Consider the following 17996-nt stretch of genomic DNA (forward strand, 5'->3'; position numbering starts at 1 on the left):
CCGATCAGTCGAGCAGGTCGTGGCGCACGATCACCTGATCGCGCTCCGGGCCGACGCCGATCACCGAGATACGGGTGTTGCTCATCTCCTCCAGCGCGAGCACGTAGTCCTGCGCCGTCTGCGGAAGATCCTCGAAGGTGCGCGCGGTCGAGATGTCCTCGCTCCACCCGGGGAAGTACTCCAGGATCGGCTTCGCGTGGTGGAAGTCGGTCTGGTTCACCGGCACCTCGTCGAAGCGCTCCCCGTCGACGTCGTAGGCCACGCACACCGGGATCTTCTCGAGCCCGGTGAGGATGTCGAGCTTGGTCAGCACGAGGTCGGTGATGCCGTTGATGCGCGTGGCGTAGCGGGTGATGGGTGCGTCGTACCAGCCGACGCGGCGCGGGCGCCCGGTCGTGGTGCCGAACTCGAAGCCCTGCTTGCGCAGCCAGTCGCCCTGCTCGTCGAACAGCTCGGTCGGGAACGGGCCGGAGCCGACGCGGGTCGTGTAGGCCTTGACGATGCCGACGATGCGGTCGAGTGCGCCGGGGCCGACCCCGGACCCGGTCGAGGCGCCGCCGGCCGTGGCCGAGGACGACGTGACGAACGGGTAGGTGCCGTGGTCGATGTCGAGCATCGTGGCCTGGCCACCCTCGAACACGACGACCTCGCCGCGGCTCAGGGCCTGGTCGATGAGGTAGCCGGTGTCGGCGACCATCGGACGCAGACGCTCGGCGTAGGAGAGCAGGTCGTCGACGATCTCGTCGCAGGTGACGGCGCGGCGGTTGAAGACCTTCACCAGGAGGTGGTTCTTCTGGTCGAGGGCGCCCTCGACCTTCTGGCGCAGGATGTTCTCGTCGAAGAGGTCCTGAACGCGGATGCCGACGCGGTTGATCTTGTCGGCGTAGGCCGGACCGATGCCGCGGCCGGTCGTGCCGATGTTGCGCTTGCCGAGGAAGCGCTCGGTGACCTTGTCGAGCGTGCGGTGGTACTGGGTGATGATGTGCGCGTTGGCGCTGACCTTGAGCCGCGAGACGTCGATGCCGCGGGCGGACAGGGCCTCCAGCTCGGAGAAGAGGACTTCGAGGTCGATGACCACGCCGTTGCCGATGACCGGGTTCACGCCGGGCGACAGGATGCCGGAGGGCAGCAGGTGCAGGGCGTACTTCTCGTCGCCGACGACGACGGTGTGCCCGGCGTTGTTGCCGCCGTTGAACTTCACCACCCAGTCGGTGCGCTCACCGAGCAGATCGGTGGCCTTGCCCTTTCCTTCGTCGCCCCACTGCACGCCGACGATCACGATTCCTGGCATGGGTAACCCCCTGGATGATGCCTCTCGCCGGGATTCCACCGGCGGATGAGCTGGCCCGATCGGGCTCTCCCATCCTATCGGCAGGCCTCCGACAGCCTTCGGAAGCGCGATACGGGACGGAATACACACCGGCCCGAGGCCCTGGAGGCGCGGTTTCGATCCCGTATCGGGCGGTGGCGCGCGTTCGTCGACGAAGGCTCACCGGGGACCGGCCCCCCGTTCACGAGGAAGGGACTCGTAGCGATTCCGGCACGACCTTCGCCTGTGCGATCCCACGGGGACCGCCTGGTGTGGTGTGGACCGAGCCCACGAGATCGGGTGGCGGCCACGTGGTGCTGAGCCCCCGGCGTATCGTGTCTGCCCTTGCCGGTGTGGTGGACCATCGGTGCATGAGCCCCTCCGGGAACTCCTGGATCTCGCCACCTCGGAGACGGGGCCGGACCAGCGCGGAGTACTCCGCGTCGTACCAGGTGGCCCACTGAGGGTCGACCGGCAGCCCTCCCCACGCTCCGTCGAAACCGCGCGGACGCGCCGTCGCGAACCGAGTGTCGTTGAGCTCGGCGAAGGCGAAGAAGCTGCCGACGCGACGTGCCACATCCACGAGGAACCCCTCGACTGCGCCTAACGCGTCCGACTCCACCAAGTGGTCGAGCTCGAAATCGATCGAGATCGTCTGATAGTCGCCACCGATCGCGGTCCATGGAGAGATGCTCGCCGAGAGGAAGTCCTTGCTCGTCATGGCAAGGCTGTCGGCGACCCGAAGCGAACAGGCACAGCGAGCGGGAAGCTCTCCCGGACCGCTTGGAGGTACCGTTCGGCAAGCGCAGTGGCGTCCGCGAGTTCGCCAAACCTTCGGAACCACCGGAGGTGAACGTAGAGCTTCTCCGCCGTCCGCTGTGAACGGTCGGCTTCCTCGTCCTCAGGTGAGGAGACCACCTGAGGATCGACCACCTGCCCGCCGACCGCTGTGGCGAGATCCTCCGCATACTCCTTCGCCGCGCCAAGATGGTGATCGTTGGGCTCGGCACGGAACTCGTCGCCCACGGACTTCACGTCGTACGGCACGCGAACGTGATAGACGCACGCCGATCCGTATGACACCTGTCTTCTCCCCTCGCACTGGCCAGGAAGCTTGACCTCCGAGCGGCCCCACCGACGCTATCGTGCGAGTAGTCGCAGTCACCGGACCTTGACGAAGTAGTCCGATGACAAGAGCGCGACTGGCATCTCGCTCGCGCGAGCCGTCGATTTGCGGTGATTGTCAGGATCCGCCTGAACAGGAACGAACTCGGAGGGGCCCCAGGCCCCCGGCTCCGTCCATGAAGCGCTGACGCTCGTCGCAGGCATGTTCGAGCGATAGAGCATGCCGCCACTCAGCTCGCGATGCGCACCCGCGGTCAGATGCGGGCGGACGAGGTCGGCGTACTCCGTGGAGAACCAGCTCAGCCACGGAGGGCTCTGCGGCAGGCCTGGCCACTCACCCCGTTGCGGCAGCGCCATCGTCGGGGAGAAGCGGGACTGCGTGACCTCGGCGAATGAGAAGAAGCTGCTCGAACGCTGTGCGAGATCGACGAAGAAGCTCTCGAAGGCGCTGACGAACCGAGGCTTGGAGAGCGCGACGCGTCGAAGACGAGCCGGACGCGCTGCTGTTCAGCGATGGACTGATCGGACCACCCACTGACAAATCCCGAGATGAGCGGCTTCCGCCCTCGGAGGACCAGTCTGCTGCGGTCACCATCTTCGCGGTAGATGCGGTCGGCCCCTTCCACCCCGTCCTCGGCGAGCTTTCCTCGTAGTGGCTCGCTGACCCCGAACACGGTGGGCAGTGCGGCCGGAAGATGCTCCTTCGCCGACTCGAGATACATCTGGGCACACGAAGGGCTTTCCTCGTCGAAGCGCCGGAACCACTCGAGGTGCAGGAACTTCTCGCGGCTGGGCCCGGTCCTCCGTGACACGTATCGAGGGTCGGACGTCTCCTCACGACGACCTGTGGGTCGTGCACGACCCCTCCCACCACCCCGGCCAGATCATCCGCGAAACGCAGCGCATGTCCGATATGGGGCTGCGCAGAGCCTTCGACGACGACTGCGCGCCAGCGATCGCGCTCGCTGTGACTGAACCCGTCCCGGTCTGTACCTCGGACGGTGCGAGCCGGAGCTTTCCATACACTTCGATGTCGTACGACATGACTACCTCCGGCGGGTCCGTGGCCTTCGTGACGCCATCTCGACCATCATTGCCGAAGCTTGTCCGCCGGGGAAGCGCGATACGGGACGGAATACGCTCCTCCCGGGGTCGCCGGAGGCACGATTTCGATCGCACACCCGGGCGGAGGCGCGTTCTCGGTCCCGCACCGCGCCGGGAGGGCGCGGTTTCGTGCCCGCTACAGTGGCGACGGAGGTGGCGATGACGCGGTGGTGGCCCTACATCCGACTCGCGGCGGCGGCGCTCGCGGCGGCGGCGATCGTCGCGCAGCTCGTGCGCACCCTGGAGATCGCCCTCGCCGCAGACACCGCGTGGGGCGCGCATTTGCCCACCGTCGTCGTGAACTTCTTCAGCTTCTTCACGATCCTCTCCAACGTCCTGGCCGCGGTCGTGCTGGCCGTCGGCGGGATCTGGGGGCTGACGCATCGCGACGCGAGAGTCGAGCCGCGGTGGCTGGCGACGCTGCTCGTGTGCGCGAGCACCTACATGATCGTCACGGGCATCGTCTACAACACGCTGCTCCGGGGGATCGCCCTGCCGCAGGGAGCCACGGTCGCCTGGTCGAACGAGGTGCTGCACGTCGTCATCCCGCTCGTCCTGCTCGCCGACGTGCTGTTCGCGCCGCGTCGTCGGGCACTCGGATGGGGCACCGTGGGGATCGCCGCGATCTTCCCGATCGTGTGGGTCGTCTACACGCTGCTCCGCGCGAACCTCGTCGTCGCTCCCGCGACCGGCAACGCCTGGTGGTACCCGTACCCCTTCCTCGATCCCGCGCTGAACGGCGGCTACGGCGGTGTCGCACTCTGGGTGCTCCTCATCGCCGCGATCATCCTCGCCACCGCCGCGCTCGTCGTGGGGGTCGGGCGGCGTCGGGCCCGGCCGTGACCCACCCCTTCCCGTGCGCCCCACCCCCTTGCGAACGTACGAAAAGGGGTGGGACGGCCGGAAGGGGGTGGGTCGGCGATCAGACGAGGAGCGCGTCGGCCTCGAGGTAGCGCTCGAGGGAGTCGTCGAGCTCGTGCAGCCACGGCGTGTGGTGCGCGGCGGCGAGCGTCCCGGTCATGACCGAGGGGTACACGCGGTCGCGGTAGCCCATGATGTCGGCCTTCTTGTCGTTCTTCCAGGCGAGGAAGATCTCCACGACGCGATCGAGGTCGAACGCCGGATAGTCAGTGCACTCCAGCAGGTCGCGGATGTAGTCGGCCTGGAAGCGGATCTCCGTCGCCGCCGAGTCGATCTCCGCGAACCGCTTCCGCCACGCGGCGATGGACGCGGCACGCTCGGCCTCGTCGGGGAGGGCGATCCGGCCGAGGATGACGTCGCGCACGGACCAGGCCTGCGCGTCGAACATGTTGAACGTGAACCACTGGTCCTGCGCGCCGAGGTAGGCCAGGCGCGGGTTGCCCTGCCAGAGCACGCCCCGGTACAGCCCGTCGGGGTAGACGTTGTTCGGCGAGGACAGGGCGAGCTTAGCGGGCAGGAACGGGTACTTGTGCAGGTAGCCGGTGCAGAGGATGACCGCGTCGACCTCCTTCGAGGTGCCGTCGGCGAAGTGCACGATGCGGCCCTCGAAGCGCTCGACGCACGGACGCTCCTCGAAGCCCTCCGGCCAGTCGTAGCCCATCGGCGCGGTCCGGTAGCTCGCGGTGACCGAACGGGCACCCATCTTGAAGGCCTGGCTGCCGATGTCCTCCGCCGAGTAGCTCGACCCGATCACGAGCACGTCCCGCCCGGCGAGGGCCTCCGCGCCCCGGAAGTCGTGCGCGTGGGCGACGGATCCGGGGAAGGTCTCGATGCCGTCGAAGTGCGGCACGTTCGGGAAGGAGAAGTGTCCGCTGGCCACGACCACGCGGTCGAACTCCTCCGTGGTCGTGCGCCCGGTCGGCAGGTGCTCGCTGGTGAGGCGGAACACCTCACGCTCCTCGTCGAACTCCACCCAGCGCACCGCCGTCTCGAAGCGGATGAGGTCGCGCACCTGCGTCTTCGCGAGACGCCCGGCGATGTAGTCCCACAGCACCGGACGCGGCGGGTACGACGAGATCGGCCGTCCGAAGTGCTCGTCGAAGGTGTAGTCGGCGAACTCCAGCGCCTCCTTCGGCCCGTTCGACCACAGGTTGCGGTACATGCTGGAGTGCACGGGCTCGCCGTACTCGTCCAGCCCGGTGCGCCAGGTGTAGTTCCACTGGCCACCCCAGTCGGCCTGCTTCTCGAAGCAGACCAGTTCGGGGATCTCCGCCCCCGCACGGGCTGCGGACTCGAAGGCCCGCAGCTGCGCCATCCCCGAGGGGCCGGCGCCGATGATCGCTACTCGTTCACTGTTCGTCACGTATCGTCCTCAAACTCTTCCGTCATGTATCGGGCGCAGCCGTATCCGGGAGAGGAGGACAGTTCTTCCCCGGTGGGAGCGGAACGCTCGACCCGCCCGGACAGTGGCTGCTCTTCGACGTTAGCAGTGCCCCGCGGCGACGCTGGCGGGAATGCGACGACGGCTGTCGCTTCCCCGCATCGCCGATGTCGGCGGCCGGTGCCAGGATCGAACGGTGCGACAGGACATCAGGGCGTCAGAGCGGCTCGACCCACAGGGCTCGCCGGCGCGATCGCGCGGCGCCCTCGTGCTGCTCGCAGCCGGCGTGACCGTCGTACTCTGGGCGTCTGCTTTCATCGGGATCCGTGGCGCGGGGCCGCACTACGACCCCGGGGCCTTGGCGCTGCTGCGCATGGCCGTGGGCACCCTCGTGCTGACGATCATCGCGCTGCGGCACGGCATCAGGCTCCCGGAGCGCCGCCACTGGCTGCTGATCGCCGTGTGGGGCGTCGGATGGTTCTGCATCTACAACCTGGCCCTCAACAGCGCCGAACGCACCCTCGACGCCGGGACCGCCGCGATGGTCGTGAACCTGGCGCCGCTCATGGTCGTCGTCTTCAGCGGTCTCTTCCTCCGGGAGGGATTCCCCCGCCCCCTGGTGATCGGCGCCCCCATCGCCTTCCTCGGGGTGGTCCTCATCGGCATGAACTCCACCAGCAGCACCGGCCCCGACCTCACGGGCCTCCCGCTGGCCCTTCTCGCCGCGGTCATGTACGCGGGGTGCACCCTGCTGCAGAAACACCTGCTCACCTCGGGGGCCGACGCCACCACGCTGACCTGGCTCGGGGCGGCCGCCGGCACGATCGCCCTGCTTCCCTGGCTCGGCGCGTTGATCGCCGACGTGCAGACGGCGCCCCTCGACGCGACGCTGTGGGTGGTCTACCTCGGGATCTTCCCCACCGCGATCGCCTTCACCACCTGGGCGTACGTGCTGCAGCGCAGCACCGCGGGGAAGACCTCCGCGACGACGTACGTGGTCCCGGCCCTCACGATCCTGCTGTCGTGGCTGATCCTCGGGGAGGTGCCCACCCCTCTCATGTTCGTGGGGGGCGCGCTGTGCCTGCTCGGCGTGCTCATCACGCGTCTGCGATGGCACCCGCGGACAGGGGAAGCGGTTCGACCTGGTCGAACTCGCTCCTCCGGGGAATAGCTCCGACCGCCCTGGAGAGCGCAGCGGCCACCGCCGTCCCCGCGAGGATGGCGAGAGGCACCCCGACCGCAAGGTAGTAACCGGCGTACTCCAGAAGCGCTCCGGCCAGCAGAGGCGCGGCACCGCCGGCGAGCGCTCCGAGCAAGGACGAAAGCGACAGCACGCGACCGCGGATCTGGTCGGGGATGATCAACGCGAGGTACGACCCCTGCACGGCGTTGAGAGGTATCAGCGGCATCGAGGCGACGAAGCCGATGACCGCCACAGCGGGAACGCTCTGCGTAACGAGAAGAGCGGTGAACGCCAGAGTGATCATGCAGATCGATAGGCGCACGATCGCGCGCCCGCTGTATCGGCGGAGTATCCATCCCGCGACGGCTCCACCTGCGAGCACGCCTGCGCCCTGCATGGTCTGGATGGTTCCGATCTGCCACGCGGGGGTGCCTGTCTGTTGCTGGCTGAGCACGATGGTCATTCCACAGGCACCCAGGCAGAAGTTGACCAGCACGATCAGACCGATGAGGGTTCGCGGTTGACGCCACACCGCCAGCCAACGACGACCTGCGGCGAGCGATCGCACCCCCGCTTCGTCACCGAGGCCCTCGGGGCTGAGGTCCTTGCGTATCGCGAGGGCGGATCCGACTTCTCCGAGCCGAGCGACCGCCGAGACGATCAGCGGCAACGAAGGGTGCACACCGAAGAGCAGCCCCGATACCGGTGCCGCCGCAAGCCGGATGGCTGCGTCGCGAGACTGGTTGGCTGCGGATGCCTCGGCCAGGAATCGCTTCCCGACGATGCGCGGGAGCGCGACGTCGGTGACCGTGAAGAAGAGCCCCACGACGAGCCCCTCTCCTGCCGCGATCACGATGAGCGCAGCTGTCGTCAGCGTGCCCGTGACGTACATCGCCGACAGCCCTGCGTAGATTGCGAACGCGGACGCACCCGACCAGATCATCAGCCTTCGGGCGTCGAACCTGTCGGCGAGAACGCCACCAGGAAGGGTCGACACCGCCCGCGCGACGGCCGAGACAGTGCCGATCAGCCCTGCGAGAAAGGCGTCGGATGTGACGTAGTAGCCGAGAAGAGTGAAAGCGAAGGCCCCGATGCTCAGGCCGACTTGGGTGAGCGTGTCACCGGCGAACCACGCCCGATAGTCGCGGACGCGCCAGAGACCCAGCCGAGGCGGATTCACAGCGGGTCGGCATCGAAGATGTAGTCGAACTGGGAGTCGCCCGATCCGCACGTCGGGCAGCCCGGGTGTCGATCCCAGTTCATGATGATGCGGAGCGCTCCTGAGATGTAGTTCACCTCGACCTGTCGGCCGAGATCCAAAGGGGCCGCGTATCCGGTGATCAGGCGCATCGCCTCGTCCACGCCGAAGGACGTGAGCCTCTGAATGTGCGGCGCAATCGCCGCGGTCGCCGCGTCTCTCGCCGGCGACATCAGTGCATGGAACTGCCGCAGGAAGCCATCCGTGTTGAGTTCGTCGAAGATGTGCAAGCAATCGAGGCAGCCGGACTCTCGCGGAACCACCGAGAAGAAGCGGCCGCTGGTGTGCTGAGTGAGCATGATGACGACGGGGATTCCGAGTCGCACCGCCGCGGCGTTCGCACGGCGTTGGGCAATGAACCGAGGCTCATCGATGGCGCAGATGATGACGTCGGCTCCCCGCGCGACCCGAACGATGTCGTCCACCGAGGCGACCTTCAGATCGAACACCTCGACATCGACGTCCGGAGCGAACGCTCGACAATACTCTGCGCTTACGTCGGTCTTCTTCCGCCCGATATCACTCGTCCGGAACAGAGTCTGCCGGTTGAGGTTGCTCTCATCTACGACGTCGTAGTCCAGGATGGTGAGCTTACGGAGGCCGCACGCCAGAAGCTGCGGGAGGCTTGCGCTTCCGCCCCCTCCGAGCCCGAGCAGAACGACATGAGACTCGCGGAGAACGTGCTGGGCACGATTCGCCGCTGCCTGCGTATTCTCGGCGGCGGCCACAAAGAACGTCTGATTGGCCTCCAGCCGAACGGGCAGGCTGTCGTAAGAGCACGCGTCCTCGATGAGGCCGCTTGCGTCGAGATACTGGATCCCCTCGCGCACGTCGTCTTCAGACAGGTCGCCGAGGGCTTGGCACGCCTCTCGAAGGACGTCGCCGTACTCACGCCTGCCGTCGAGCAGCGGTAACAGGACGCGCAATTGGCCCTGCGGGTCGGTGAGCTCCTTCGTGATCCCCTGCTGCGCGCCGATGCGGACGACATCGTCAGTGAGCCAATAGATGGGTAGCGCTCTTTTGATCTGCGGTCGCATGAAGTTCCTTCCGGCCCCGTATCGCTCGACCGAGGAGGCCGAGCGATACGGGGTGGCGTGCGCGTTCTCAGAGAACACCCCAGCTGATGTCACGTTCCTTGGTTGCCCGAACTGTGAACGACATAGCTCCTCCTCTCGCATAGTCGGGTCGGTATCGAACGAGCCAAGTATCAGCGGGTAAAACGTTGCATGTCAATGGAGGCGTTGGAGCAGATTCATCCGGCCGCTTAGCGGCGACCTCCGCGCAGGTTGCGATTACGCTGGTCGGCGGAGGGGCGCGCCGTGCGGGCCCGCGTGTGACCGAGGGAGACGAAGACCGATGACCGACGCCGACGCGCCGACCCCGCCGACGATCTCCGCGCCCCCGCCGCCCCCCGCGTCCGCCGCGCCGACCGCTGCCCCGGCACCCGCCGCTGCTTCCGCGGCTCCGAGCGACGCCGAGATGGCGCGCGCCGGTGCCGTGCTGCAGACGATCTCCGACGCGTACTCCGCGAAGATGGTGGGCCAGGAGCGCCTGCGCACCAGCCTGCTCGTGGCGCTCATCGCCGGCGGCCACATCCTCCTGGAGAGCGTGCCCGGCCTCGCCAAGACCACCGCCGCCAGCACGCTCGCCGACACCGTGAAGGCGAAGTTCAAGCGCATCCAGTGCACGCCCGACCTCCTGCCGAGCGACATCACGGGCAACCAGATCTACGACGCCGCGACGGGCAGCTTCCGGACGGTGCTCGGCCCCGTGCACGCGAACTTCGTGCTGCTCGACGAGATCAACCGCTCCAGCGCCAAGACCCAGAGCGCCATGCTCGAGGCGATGCAGGAGCACCAGACCACCATCGGCGGCGAGATCCACCCGCTGCCGAAGCCGTTCCTCGTGATCGCGACGCAGAACCCCATCGAGCAGGAGGGCACGTACGAGCTGCCCGAGGCGCAGATGGACCGGTTCCTCCTCAAGGAGATCGTGGAGTACCCGAGCCCCGCGGAGGAATTCGAGATCCTCAGCCGCATCGACTCGGGCGTGCTCGACCCCGACCGGCACGTGCACAGCGCCGTCACGCTGGACGACGTGCACCTGCTGCAGGACGTCGCGAGCCGCGTCTACGTCGACCCCGCGATCCGCAACTACATCGTGTCGATCGCGTACGTGACCCGGAATCCCGCGCCGTACATCGGGGAGGAGCGTGCGCGCTTCATCAAGTACGGCGCGAGCCCGCGGGCGAGCATCGCGTTCCTCCAGGCCTCCCGCGCTCTCGCCCTCCTCAGCGGCCGGACCCACGTCCTTCCCGAGGACATCCGCGCCCTGCGCCACCTCGTGCTGCGCCACCGCGTACTGCAGACGTTCGAGGCCGACGCCGAGGGCATCCGCAGCGAGGAGATCATCGACCAGATCTTCGCCGCCGTGCCCACGCCCTGACCCGTCGACACGTTCAGGGACCCCGCGCCAGATGCCCAGCCTCATCACGCAGGTGAAGAGCACGCTCTTCATCCACTCGAACCGCAAGTCGCTGCACGCGCTCGACGGCGCCTATGCGTCGCTGCTGCACGGGCGGAGCCTCGACTTCGAGGACCTGCGCAAGTACGAGTACGGCGACCAGGTGCGTGACATCGACTGGCGCGCGACCGCCCGCCTCGGCACGCCGTTGGTCAAGCGGTCACGGGCCACGCGCATGCACACCGTGATGTTCGTCGTCGACACGGGTCGCTCCATGACCGCTCTCGCCGCGGACGAGCGCTCGAAGAAGGACCTGGCGATCCTGGCGACCGGAGCGCTCGGCGTGCTGACGCTCCGGCACGGCGACGACTTCACCGTCGTCTACGGCGATTCCTCGCGCGTCCGTCGCCTGGCACCGGGGCGCAGCGAAGGCGCCCTGGAACACGCGCTGCGGACGATCGACCGCGCGGTCGACGACGCGGCCGCCCCCAGCGATCGCGACGCCCTGCTCTCCTTCGTCACGCGGACAATCGCGCGGCGCATGATCGTCGTCGTCGTCACCGACGAGGCCCCGGTGACGACGGAGACCGAGCGGCTGCTGCGCCGACTGCGCGTGCAGCACGACGTGCTCTGGATCACCCTGCGCGACGCCGAACCGGTGCTCGATCACCGGTCCGCGCGGCTGCGCGCCGACGTCGACAGCCTCTGGGAGGTTCCCGATTTCATCCAGGGCGACCGCACGATCGTGAACGAGCTCAGCGCGCAGCGGGCGGCGGATGCCGCCCGGCTCGCCGACCTGCTCACACGGATGGAGATCAGCCACGCCGCGCTCGACGGTCAGGACCACGCCGTTCCGCAGCTGCTGCACCTGTTGAACCGGAGGTCCGATGCCCGGTTCTGACGAGCTCTACCCCCCGGCGCAGTATGGGTGGGGATGGATGCTGCTCGCTCTCGGCGTCCTGGCGCTGCTGATCGTGGGCGCCTGGCTGCTGTTCCGGCTCACCCGCCCCCGCACCGCCGCCTCCGGAGGGGCCGCGGATGCCGGGCAGCCGTCCACGCTCGATGTGCTGTCCGCTCTGCGCTCGGAGTACCTCGACCGCATCGACCGCGTCGAGCACGACTACCGGGACCGCCGACTCTCCGCACGGCAGGCGAACCTGGAGCTGAGCCGCGTCGTACGCACGTTCGTCAACGAGTACAGCGGTCTGGAGGCACCGGTGCTCGCCCTCGACGACCTCGTGTCCCGCGGCGTCCACCCGGCGCTCATCGACGCGATGGGTCGTCACTACTATCCGAGCATCTTCCGGCAGGGGCCCGCGATCGACCCGGTCGCCGGAGCCGAAGCCGCCAGGACGGTGGTGCGCGCATGGCACTAGCGAACGTCTGGATGCTGGTCCTCGCCGCGGCTGTCGTCGTCGCCGCGGTGGTGATCGGTCTCGTGGTGGGGCTGCGCCGCCATCGGGACCGGCGCGCGGCGGACACGGCCCGCGTGGCCAGGGCGGAGCGGCTGCGGGCGCTCCCGTCCTTCCGTCAGGCGCTGTCCCGTCGCGCCGTCGCCCTGACCGGCCTGCTCGCCCTCGGCGCGGGAGCCGCACTGGCCGCCGGCGTCGTGGCCGCACGCCCGATGTCCGCCCAGACCGTGCAGCCGGTCGACACCAGCCGCGACATCATGCTGTGTCTGGACGTGTCCGGCTCGATGTCCGAGGTCGACGTCGAGGTGCTCTCCGTGTTCGACGAGCTGCTCGACGGCTTCGAGGGGGAGCGCATCGGCCTGACGATCTTCAACAGCTCGCCCGTGCAGATCTTCCCCCTCACCGACGACTACGACTTCATCCGCGAGCACCTCGCGAGCATGATGTCGAGCTTCGACTACGTGGACGAGATCCCGGAGCACTGGCTCGGCACCCTCAACGGCGACGGCGCCTCCCTCATCGGCGACGGGCTCGCGGCGTGCACCATGGGCTTCGACCACCCGGACGACGACCGGTCGCGGTCCGTGATCTTCGCGACGGACAACGAGATCAACGGCGCCTCGATCGTGACGCTCGACGAGGCCGCGGCGTATGCGGCCTCGAAGGACGTGCGGGTGTTCGCGATCAACCCGGTCGAGGGCAAGGACGCCGACGTCAGCGCCGAGCTCGCGGCCGCCGCCGAGGCCACGGGAGGCGCCGCGTACGGACTCCGTGACACGACCACGGTCGGCGACATCATCGACGAGGTGCAGAAGCAGGAGGCCACGGCGCTGCGCGGCGAGGCGCAGGTGGTCTGGACGGACACCCCGAACCTGTGGATCGCCGTTCTCTCGGTCCTCGCGCTCGGCTTCGTCGTCCTGGTGTGGAGGGTGCGCCTGTGATCTTCCAGCCCGTCCTCCCCGTGTTCCTCATCCTGCTGCTGTGCGCCGGCGTCGCCGCGGTGGGCGTCTGGATGCTCGTCCGCGCCCCGCGGGTCGGCGGCGAGGGCGTGACCGATCGACGCGCTCTCGCCGTGCACCGGTCGCTGTGGGCCCTGCGGCTCGTGATGGTCCTCGCCTGCGCCGTGACGCTGCTGCGGCCGGGGCTCCCCGGAGGCTCCACGCAGACGCTGGCGACCGACACCGACATCGTGCTGGTCGTCGACACCACCGCGAGCATCGTCGCCGAGGACTGGGACGACGGCTCTCCCCGGCTCGATGGCGTCCGCGCGGACGTGCGGGCCCTCGTGGAGGAGTACCCCGGAGCCCGTTTCGCCCTGGTCACCTCGGATGCGGCGGCCGAGCTGCGGATTCCGCTGACCACCGACACCACCGCCCTCCTCGGATCGCTGGACGTGCTGCGCCCCGAGGTCACGAGCCAGTCGCGCGGCAGCTCGATCGGCGTGGCCGCACCGCTGTTGAGCGAGACCCTCGCCGCCGCGGCGGAGTCGTCGCCGGACCGTTCGCGCATGGTCTTCTACTTCGGCGACGGCGAGCAGACGACGGGTTCCGCGCCGGAGTCCTTCGCCGACAGCGCGCGCTACACCGACGCCGGAGCCGTCTTCGGGTACGGGACGGCCGAGGGCGGTCCGATGCGCGTGACGACGGGCGGCCTCGATCAGAACGGCTCCGAGTACATCCAGTACCAGGGTGCCGATGCACTCTCCGTCATCGACGACGGGAACCTCGAGACGATCGCCGGACAGCTCGGCGTCGCGTACGAGCACCGGGAGGCGGGCGTCGCCCCGTCGCTCCCCGCCGCACCGTCGAGTACCACCGCCTACGCCGACGCGGGCGAGGTGGGGAACGTGATCGAGCTGTACTGGGTCGCCGCACTGGTCATCCTCGCCGCGCTCGCGGTGGAGCTCACCCGCGCGACGATCCTGGCCGCCCGGCTCCGCGGCCTCCGCGGCCCTCGCGCCGGACGGTCGGTTCCACCCCACACCCCCTGACGGCGCCCGAGGCCCCGGGCTTCCCTGCAGATACGGCGTGTGTGCCGCGCCTTTCGATGGTATTGTGTTACCCGTCGCAGGCTCTTATGCCTTCGACGGGGGTCCGCCGAGGCGGACGACTGCGATACGAGCATCTCTGGGGGAAGCTCTCGCGGCCGGTCGTCCGGCGATGTCGTGCCGACGTGGGGTCGGCCATCAGAAGACTGGGGAACACACATGGGGAACAGTGCTGTCTGGAAGCGCGCGCGCACGGGCGTGGCCGGAGCGATCGCGGGGGTGATGGTCGCCGCGGGGCTGGTCGCCCTCGGTGGGGGTGCTGCCGTGGCGGCGGCCGCCGAAGCCCCGGGCGGCCTGCCTCCGCTGTTGCAGCGGGATCAGAACGTGGTCACGTCCGATCCGATCCCGACCGTGCAGATCGACAACGGGTATGTCTGGGCGCAGACGACGATCGGCTCGATCGTGTACGCGGTCGGCAGGTTCGATAACGCGCGCGAGCCGAAGGCCGCTCCGGGGACGGCGCTGACGGCGCGCTCGAACGTGCTCGCCTACAACATCGACACGGGAGCGCTGCTGCCGTTCGCCCCACAGGTCAACGGCGTGATCAAGGCCGTCGCCGCCTCGCCCGACGGGTCTCGCATCTACATCGCCGGCTCCTTCAACAAGGTCAACGGCAAGGATCGCTGGAACATCGCCGCGATCGACGCGAAGACCGGCGAGCTCGTCTCGGGATTCGTGCCCTCCATCGGCGGATCCGGCGTCTACGCGCTGGCGACGTCGGGGACGACTGTGTATGCCGGCGGCCTCTTCACCCAGGCCAACGGCACACCCCGGAAGAACCTGGCCGCCTTCGACGCCACCAACGGTGCCCTCCGACCCTGGGCTCCGCAGACCGACCTCCAGGTCGATGCCATGGTCATGGACCCGGCCGGCGCGGACACGATCGTCGGCGGACGCTTCTCCCAGGTCAACGGCAACACCGAGATGCGCGGCAGCGCCTCCGTGGACAAGACCACCGGAGCGCTGAACACGGAGTGGGAACTGGTGAAGACCATCAAGAACGGCGCCGGCTCCGGCACGTACGCCGGCCGGGCCGGGACGTTCGGTCTCGCCGTCGACGCCACGGGGGTGTACGGCACCGCCTGGGGTATCGCCGATGTCGCGACGGCCAGCTTGGAGGGCACGTTCGCTGCCGAGCCGGGCACCGGCAAGGTCCGCTGGATCGCCGACTGCCTCGGCGACCACTACGGCGTCTACTCCACCGGCAAGGTCGTCTACACGACGAGCCACACGCACGCCTGCGACACCGCGGGCCTCCACCCCGAGCAGAGTCCGCGCATCCACCGCTACTCCGAGGCGTACACCGCGGACGCCCGCGGTGTACTGGGCTCGCAGGAGCGCCTCGACATCCGGAAGAACTGGGTGGGCACGCCTGCCCCGTCTGCCTACAACTGGACCCCGGATTGGGGCGTCGGAGTGACGACCGGTCTGGGCCAGGCCGGCCTGTCCATCACAGGGACGGGTGACATGATCTCGATCGGTGGTGAATTCCGCTCCGTCAACAACGGGCAGTTCGAAGGGCTCGTCCGGTTCTCGACCGCCCCTCCGGGCGGACCGAAGGACGGACCGCGACTGTCAGGGGACAAGTGGACGCCCACCGCGACGTCTCTCACCTCCGGACGCGTGAAGGTCACGATTCCCGCCAACTGGGACCGTGACGACCTCACCCTCACGTACGAGCTGCGCCGCGGCAACTCGACCACGCCGCTGTTCACCACCAAGAAGGATGCCACGTGGTGGAACCGGCCCCCCGTGACGTTCGAAGACACGACGGCGCCCGTCGGCTCGCAGCAGGAGTACACGTTCACTGCCACGGACAGCGACGGCCACACGGTCTCCAGCAGCACGGCGACGGTCACGGTCGCCGGATCCACGCCGCCATACTCTGACGCGGTGCAGGCCGACGAGCCCGTACTGTACTACCCGTTGGGGACGACAGAGCAGGATGTGGCCGGCACGAACAGCCCGATCTTCCGTTCCGGCACGAAGCCGCTGTCGACGGGCATCCCGAAGAGCGTGACGGGCGCGACGGCGCTCGACGGGACGACGACCGGACGGGTCGACACCACGACGAAGGCTCCAGCGCCCACCTCGTACTCCGCGGAGGTCTGGTTCCAGACGTCGACCACGAAGGGCGGTCTGCTGCTCGATTATGAAAGCGCGGCAGCGGGTTACGCGAAGAACTACGACCGCAACGTCTACCTGACTAACGACGGACGGCTGAACTTCGGCGTCTACAACGGCGGAACGAAGGTGATCACGACGTCGGCGGCGTACAACGACAGCCGCTGGCACCACGTCGTCGCCTCGGTGAGCCCCGAGGGGATGAAGCTCTTCGTCGACGGCATGCTCGCCGCCCAGCTCGCCGGCGTGACCAGCGGCCAGGCCTTCTCCGGGTACTGGCGGGTCGGCGGCGGGAACCTGGCGCACTGGCCGAACACACCGACCGCGTCGTTCCTCACGGGCAACGTCGACGAGTTCGCCGTGTACCCGTACGGACTGAGCGCCGCACAGGTCAAGACGCACTACGGGGTCGGCAAGGGCTCCACGGCTCCGGTCGCCGCCTTCACTGCGACTCCGTCCGGGCTCGACGTGGCGTTCGACGCGAGCACCTCCGTGCCGCCGGCGACCACCACGATCTCGGGCTATCGCTGGGACTTCGGCGACGGTACGACCGGTACGGGCAAGACGCCGTCGCACGCCTACACGAAGCCCGGCACGTATTCGGTCAAGCTCACGGTCACCGACAGCCAGAATCTCGTGGGCTCGGTCACGAAGCGCGTCGTCGTGCAGGGCGCCAACGCGCTGCCCACGGCCTCCTTCACGCTTTCCGCCTCGGGGCTGACGGTGTCGGCCGACGCATCGGCATCGACGGACGCCGACGGCAGCATCCGCAGCTACCGCTGGGACTGGGGTGACGGCACGACGGGCGAAGGCGCGACGGCGACGCACACGTACCCGACGCCCGGGACGCGGACGGTCACCCTCACGGTGACGGACGATGTCGGGGGCACGGCGACCACCACCCGGGAGGCCGTGGTGGCGGAGCCCGCGCCGCTCGCGAGCGACGAGTTCGACCGGACCGCCGGCCCCGGGTGGGGTGAAGCCCTCGCCGGCGGCGCCTGGAAGATCGCCGGCGGGTCCGCGGCCGCGGCCAGCGTCGCCGGCGGCTCCGGGCAGCTGAAGCTGGCCGCGGGAGACACCCGCCACGCGACGCTGAACGCGCCGTCGGTTCCGGACCCGGCGCTGGAGACGACCTTCCGCGTCGATCAGCCGCCGAGCACGGGAGGCTCCTACATCGGGGTCATCGCCCGCGACTCGTCCGCTGGTCGGTATCTCGTCCGCGCCTGGCTTCGCCCTGACGGCACGGTCTGGCTCGTGGCGCACCGCGACGGCACCGTCCTCGCGACCCGGGCACTGAACGGCGTCACGGTCACCCCTGGCACCACGTACACGCTGAAGGCGTCCGTGACCGGAACGGACAAGACGTCGCTCGTCGCGAAGCTCTGGGTCACAGACGCCGCGGAGCCCGCCGATTGGCAGCTGCGGGCGAGCGATCCCACCCCGCTGCCGGCGGGTGGTGTGGGCCTGAGCGGCAGCCGCTCCGCGAGCGCGACCGCGCCCGTCGGCGTGTCATTCGACACGTTCCGCGTCAGGGCGGCGGAGTAGCCGGACAGCCACTCTCCGTCACGAACGCCGGCCTCGATCGGGGCCGGCGTTCGTCGCACACGCCGGCCCGGGCGGATCGTCGCGGATAGGATGTTCAGACGCCGACGACAGGGGAGGAGGTGGG

At 68.8% G+C, this 17996-nt stretch carries 14 protein-coding genes; 8 read left to right on the plus strand and 6 right to left on the minus strand.

The annotated features are described in order from the left end of the window. Positions 1-4 precede the first annotated feature (4 nt). From AB0P08_RS13355 to AB0P08_RS13365, 3 genes are all read right to left on the minus strand, one after another. Positions 5-1291, minus strand: a complete 1287-nt coding sequence (locus AB0P08_RS13355) for an adenylosuccinate synthase (RefSeq protein WP_060922320.1) — start codon at positions 1289-1291, stop codon at positions 5-7. 220 nt (positions 1292-1511) lie between these two features. Next, on the minus strand, positions 1512-2030 hold the full coding sequence (locus AB0P08_RS13360; protein WP_363590171.1) for a hypothetical protein: 519 nt from the start codon (positions 2028-2030) through the stop codon (positions 1512-1514). After that, the gene (locus tag AB0P08_RS13365; protein WP_363590172.1) at positions 2027-2356 is read right to left on the minus strand and encodes a hypothetical protein; all 330 of its coding nucleotides are present in this window, start codon (positions 2354-2356) and stop codon (positions 2027-2029) included. The genes AB0P08_RS13360 and AB0P08_RS13365 overlap by 4 nt, the downstream gene beginning before the upstream one ends. Before the next feature lie 1341 nt (positions 2357-3697). Between AB0P08_RS13365 and AB0P08_RS13370 the strand changes: the two genes are divergently transcribed. Then, the gene (locus AB0P08_RS13370) at positions 3698-4381 is read left to right on the plus strand and encodes a Pr6Pr family membrane protein (RefSeq protein WP_363590173.1); all 684 of its coding nucleotides are present in this window, start codon (positions 3698-3700) and stop codon (positions 4379-4381) included. Positions 4382-4460: 79 nt separating this feature from the next. On the opposite strand, the gene AB0P08_RS13375 is transcribed toward AB0P08_RS13370, so the two are convergent. Continuing rightward, entirely contained in the window at positions 4461-5822 is a 1362-nt protein-coding gene (locus tag AB0P08_RS13375) for a trimethylamine monooxygenase (protein WP_363590174.1), read from the minus strand. 214 nt (positions 5823-6036) lie between these two features. On the opposite strand from AB0P08_RS13375, the gene AB0P08_RS13380 reads away from it, so the two are divergent. Then, positions 6037-7011 carry a DMT family transporter gene (locus tag AB0P08_RS13380; RefSeq protein ID WP_363590175.1) on the plus strand — a complete coding sequence of 325 codons (975 nt, stop codon included), beginning with the start codon at positions 6037-6039 and terminating at the stop codon, positions 7009-7011. On the opposite strand, the gene AB0P08_RS13385 is transcribed toward AB0P08_RS13380, so the two are convergent. Both AB0P08_RS13385 and AB0P08_RS13390 read right to left on the minus strand, forming a co-directional pair. Next, entirely contained in the window at positions 6938-8203 is a 1266-nt protein-coding gene (locus AB0P08_RS13385; protein WP_105948988.1) for an MFS transporter, read from the minus strand. The two genes, AB0P08_RS13380 and AB0P08_RS13385, sit on opposite strands and share 74 nt — an antisense overlap. Then, positions 8200-9318 (minus strand): HesA/MoeB/ThiF family protein, encoded by a 1119-nt coding sequence (locus tag AB0P08_RS13390; protein WP_363590176.1) that lies wholly within the window; start codon positions 9316-9318, stop codon positions 8200-8202. Before AB0P08_RS13390 ends, AB0P08_RS13385 begins: the two co-directional genes overlap by 4 nt. Positions 9319-9637: 319 nt before the next feature. Here AB0P08_RS13390 and AB0P08_RS13395 point away from each other — a divergent pair, with 319 nt between their 5' ends. The 6 genes from AB0P08_RS13395 to AB0P08_RS13420 all read left to right on the plus strand — a co-directional run bounded on the left by AB0P08_RS13395 (position 9638) and on the right by AB0P08_RS13420 (position 17872). Next, the gene (locus tag AB0P08_RS13395) at positions 9638-10726 is read left to right on the plus strand and encodes an AAA family ATPase (protein WP_363590177.1); all 1089 of its coding nucleotides are present in this window, start codon (positions 9638-9640) and stop codon (positions 10724-10726) included. Between the two features lie 31 nt (positions 10727-10757). Beyond that, positions 10758-11645 (plus strand): DUF58 domain-containing protein, encoded by an 888-nt coding sequence (locus AB0P08_RS13400; RefSeq protein WP_363590178.1) that lies wholly within the window; start codon positions 10758-10760, stop codon positions 11643-11645. Further along, positions 11632-12120, plus strand: coding sequence for a hypothetical protein (locus tag AB0P08_RS13405; protein WP_259954116.1), 489 nt, complete (start codon positions 11632-11634; stop codon positions 12118-12120). The genes AB0P08_RS13400 and AB0P08_RS13405 overlap by 14 nt, the downstream gene beginning before the upstream one ends. Then, positions 12111-13097, plus strand: coding sequence for a VWA domain-containing protein (locus AB0P08_RS13410; protein ID WP_232089139.1), 987 nt, complete (start codon positions 12111-12113; stop codon positions 13095-13097). Before AB0P08_RS13405 ends, AB0P08_RS13410 begins: the two co-directional genes overlap by 10 nt. Beyond that, a complete protein-coding gene (locus AB0P08_RS13415; RefSeq protein WP_363590179.1) occupies positions 13094-14146 on the plus strand; it encodes a vWA domain-containing protein in 1053 nt (350 codons plus the stop codon). Before AB0P08_RS13410 ends, AB0P08_RS13415 begins: the two co-directional genes overlap by 4 nt. A gap of 216 nt (positions 14147-14362) precedes the next feature. Then, positions 14363-17872 carry a PKD domain-containing protein gene (locus tag AB0P08_RS13420; protein ID WP_363590180.1) on the plus strand — a complete coding sequence of 1170 codons (3510 nt, stop codon included), beginning with the start codon at positions 14363-14365 and terminating at the stop codon, positions 17870-17872. The last annotated feature ends 124 nt before the right edge of the window (positions 17873-17996 follow it).

The organism is Microbacterium meiriae (assembly GCF_040686935.1).
GTDB lineage: Bacteria > Actinomycetota > Actinomycetes > Actinomycetales > Microbacteriaceae > Microbacterium > Microbacterium meiriae.

Coding starts and splice junctions, on each gene's coding strand:
- AB0P08_RS13355 (WP_060922320.1), bottom strand. CDS start 1,291: ATGCCAGGAATCGTGATCGTCGGCGTGCAGTGGGGCGACGAAGGAAAG.
- AB0P08_RS13360 (WP_363590171.1), bottom strand. CDS start 2,030: ATGACGAGCAAGGACTTCCTCTCGGCGAGCATCTCTCCATGGACCGCG.
- AB0P08_RS13370 (WP_363590173.1), top strand. CDS start 3,698: ATGACGCGGTGGTGGCCCTACATCCGACTCGCGGCGGCGGCGCTCGCG.
- AB0P08_RS13390 (WP_363590176.1), bottom strand. CDS start 9,318: ATGCGACCGCAGATCAAAAGAGCGCTACCCATCTATTGGCTCACTGAC.
- AB0P08_RS13395 (WP_363590177.1), top strand. CDS start 9,638: ATGACCGACGCCGACGCGCCGACCCCGCCGACGATCTCCGCGCCCCCG.
- AB0P08_RS13400 (WP_363590178.1), top strand. CDS start 10,758: ATGCCCAGCCTCATCACGCAGGTGAAGAGCACGCTCTTCATCCACTCG.
- AB0P08_RS13405 (WP_259954116.1), top strand. CDS start 11,632: ATGCCCGGTTCTGACGAGCTCTACCCCCCGGCGCAGTATGGGTGGGGA.
- AB0P08_RS13410 (WP_232089139.1), top strand. CDS start 12,111: ATGGCACTAGCGAACGTCTGGATGCTGGTCCTCGCCGCGGCTGTCGTC.
- AB0P08_RS13420 (WP_363590180.1), top strand. CDS start 14,363: ATGGGGAACAGTGCTGTCTGGAAGCGCGCGCGCACGGGCGTGGCCGGA.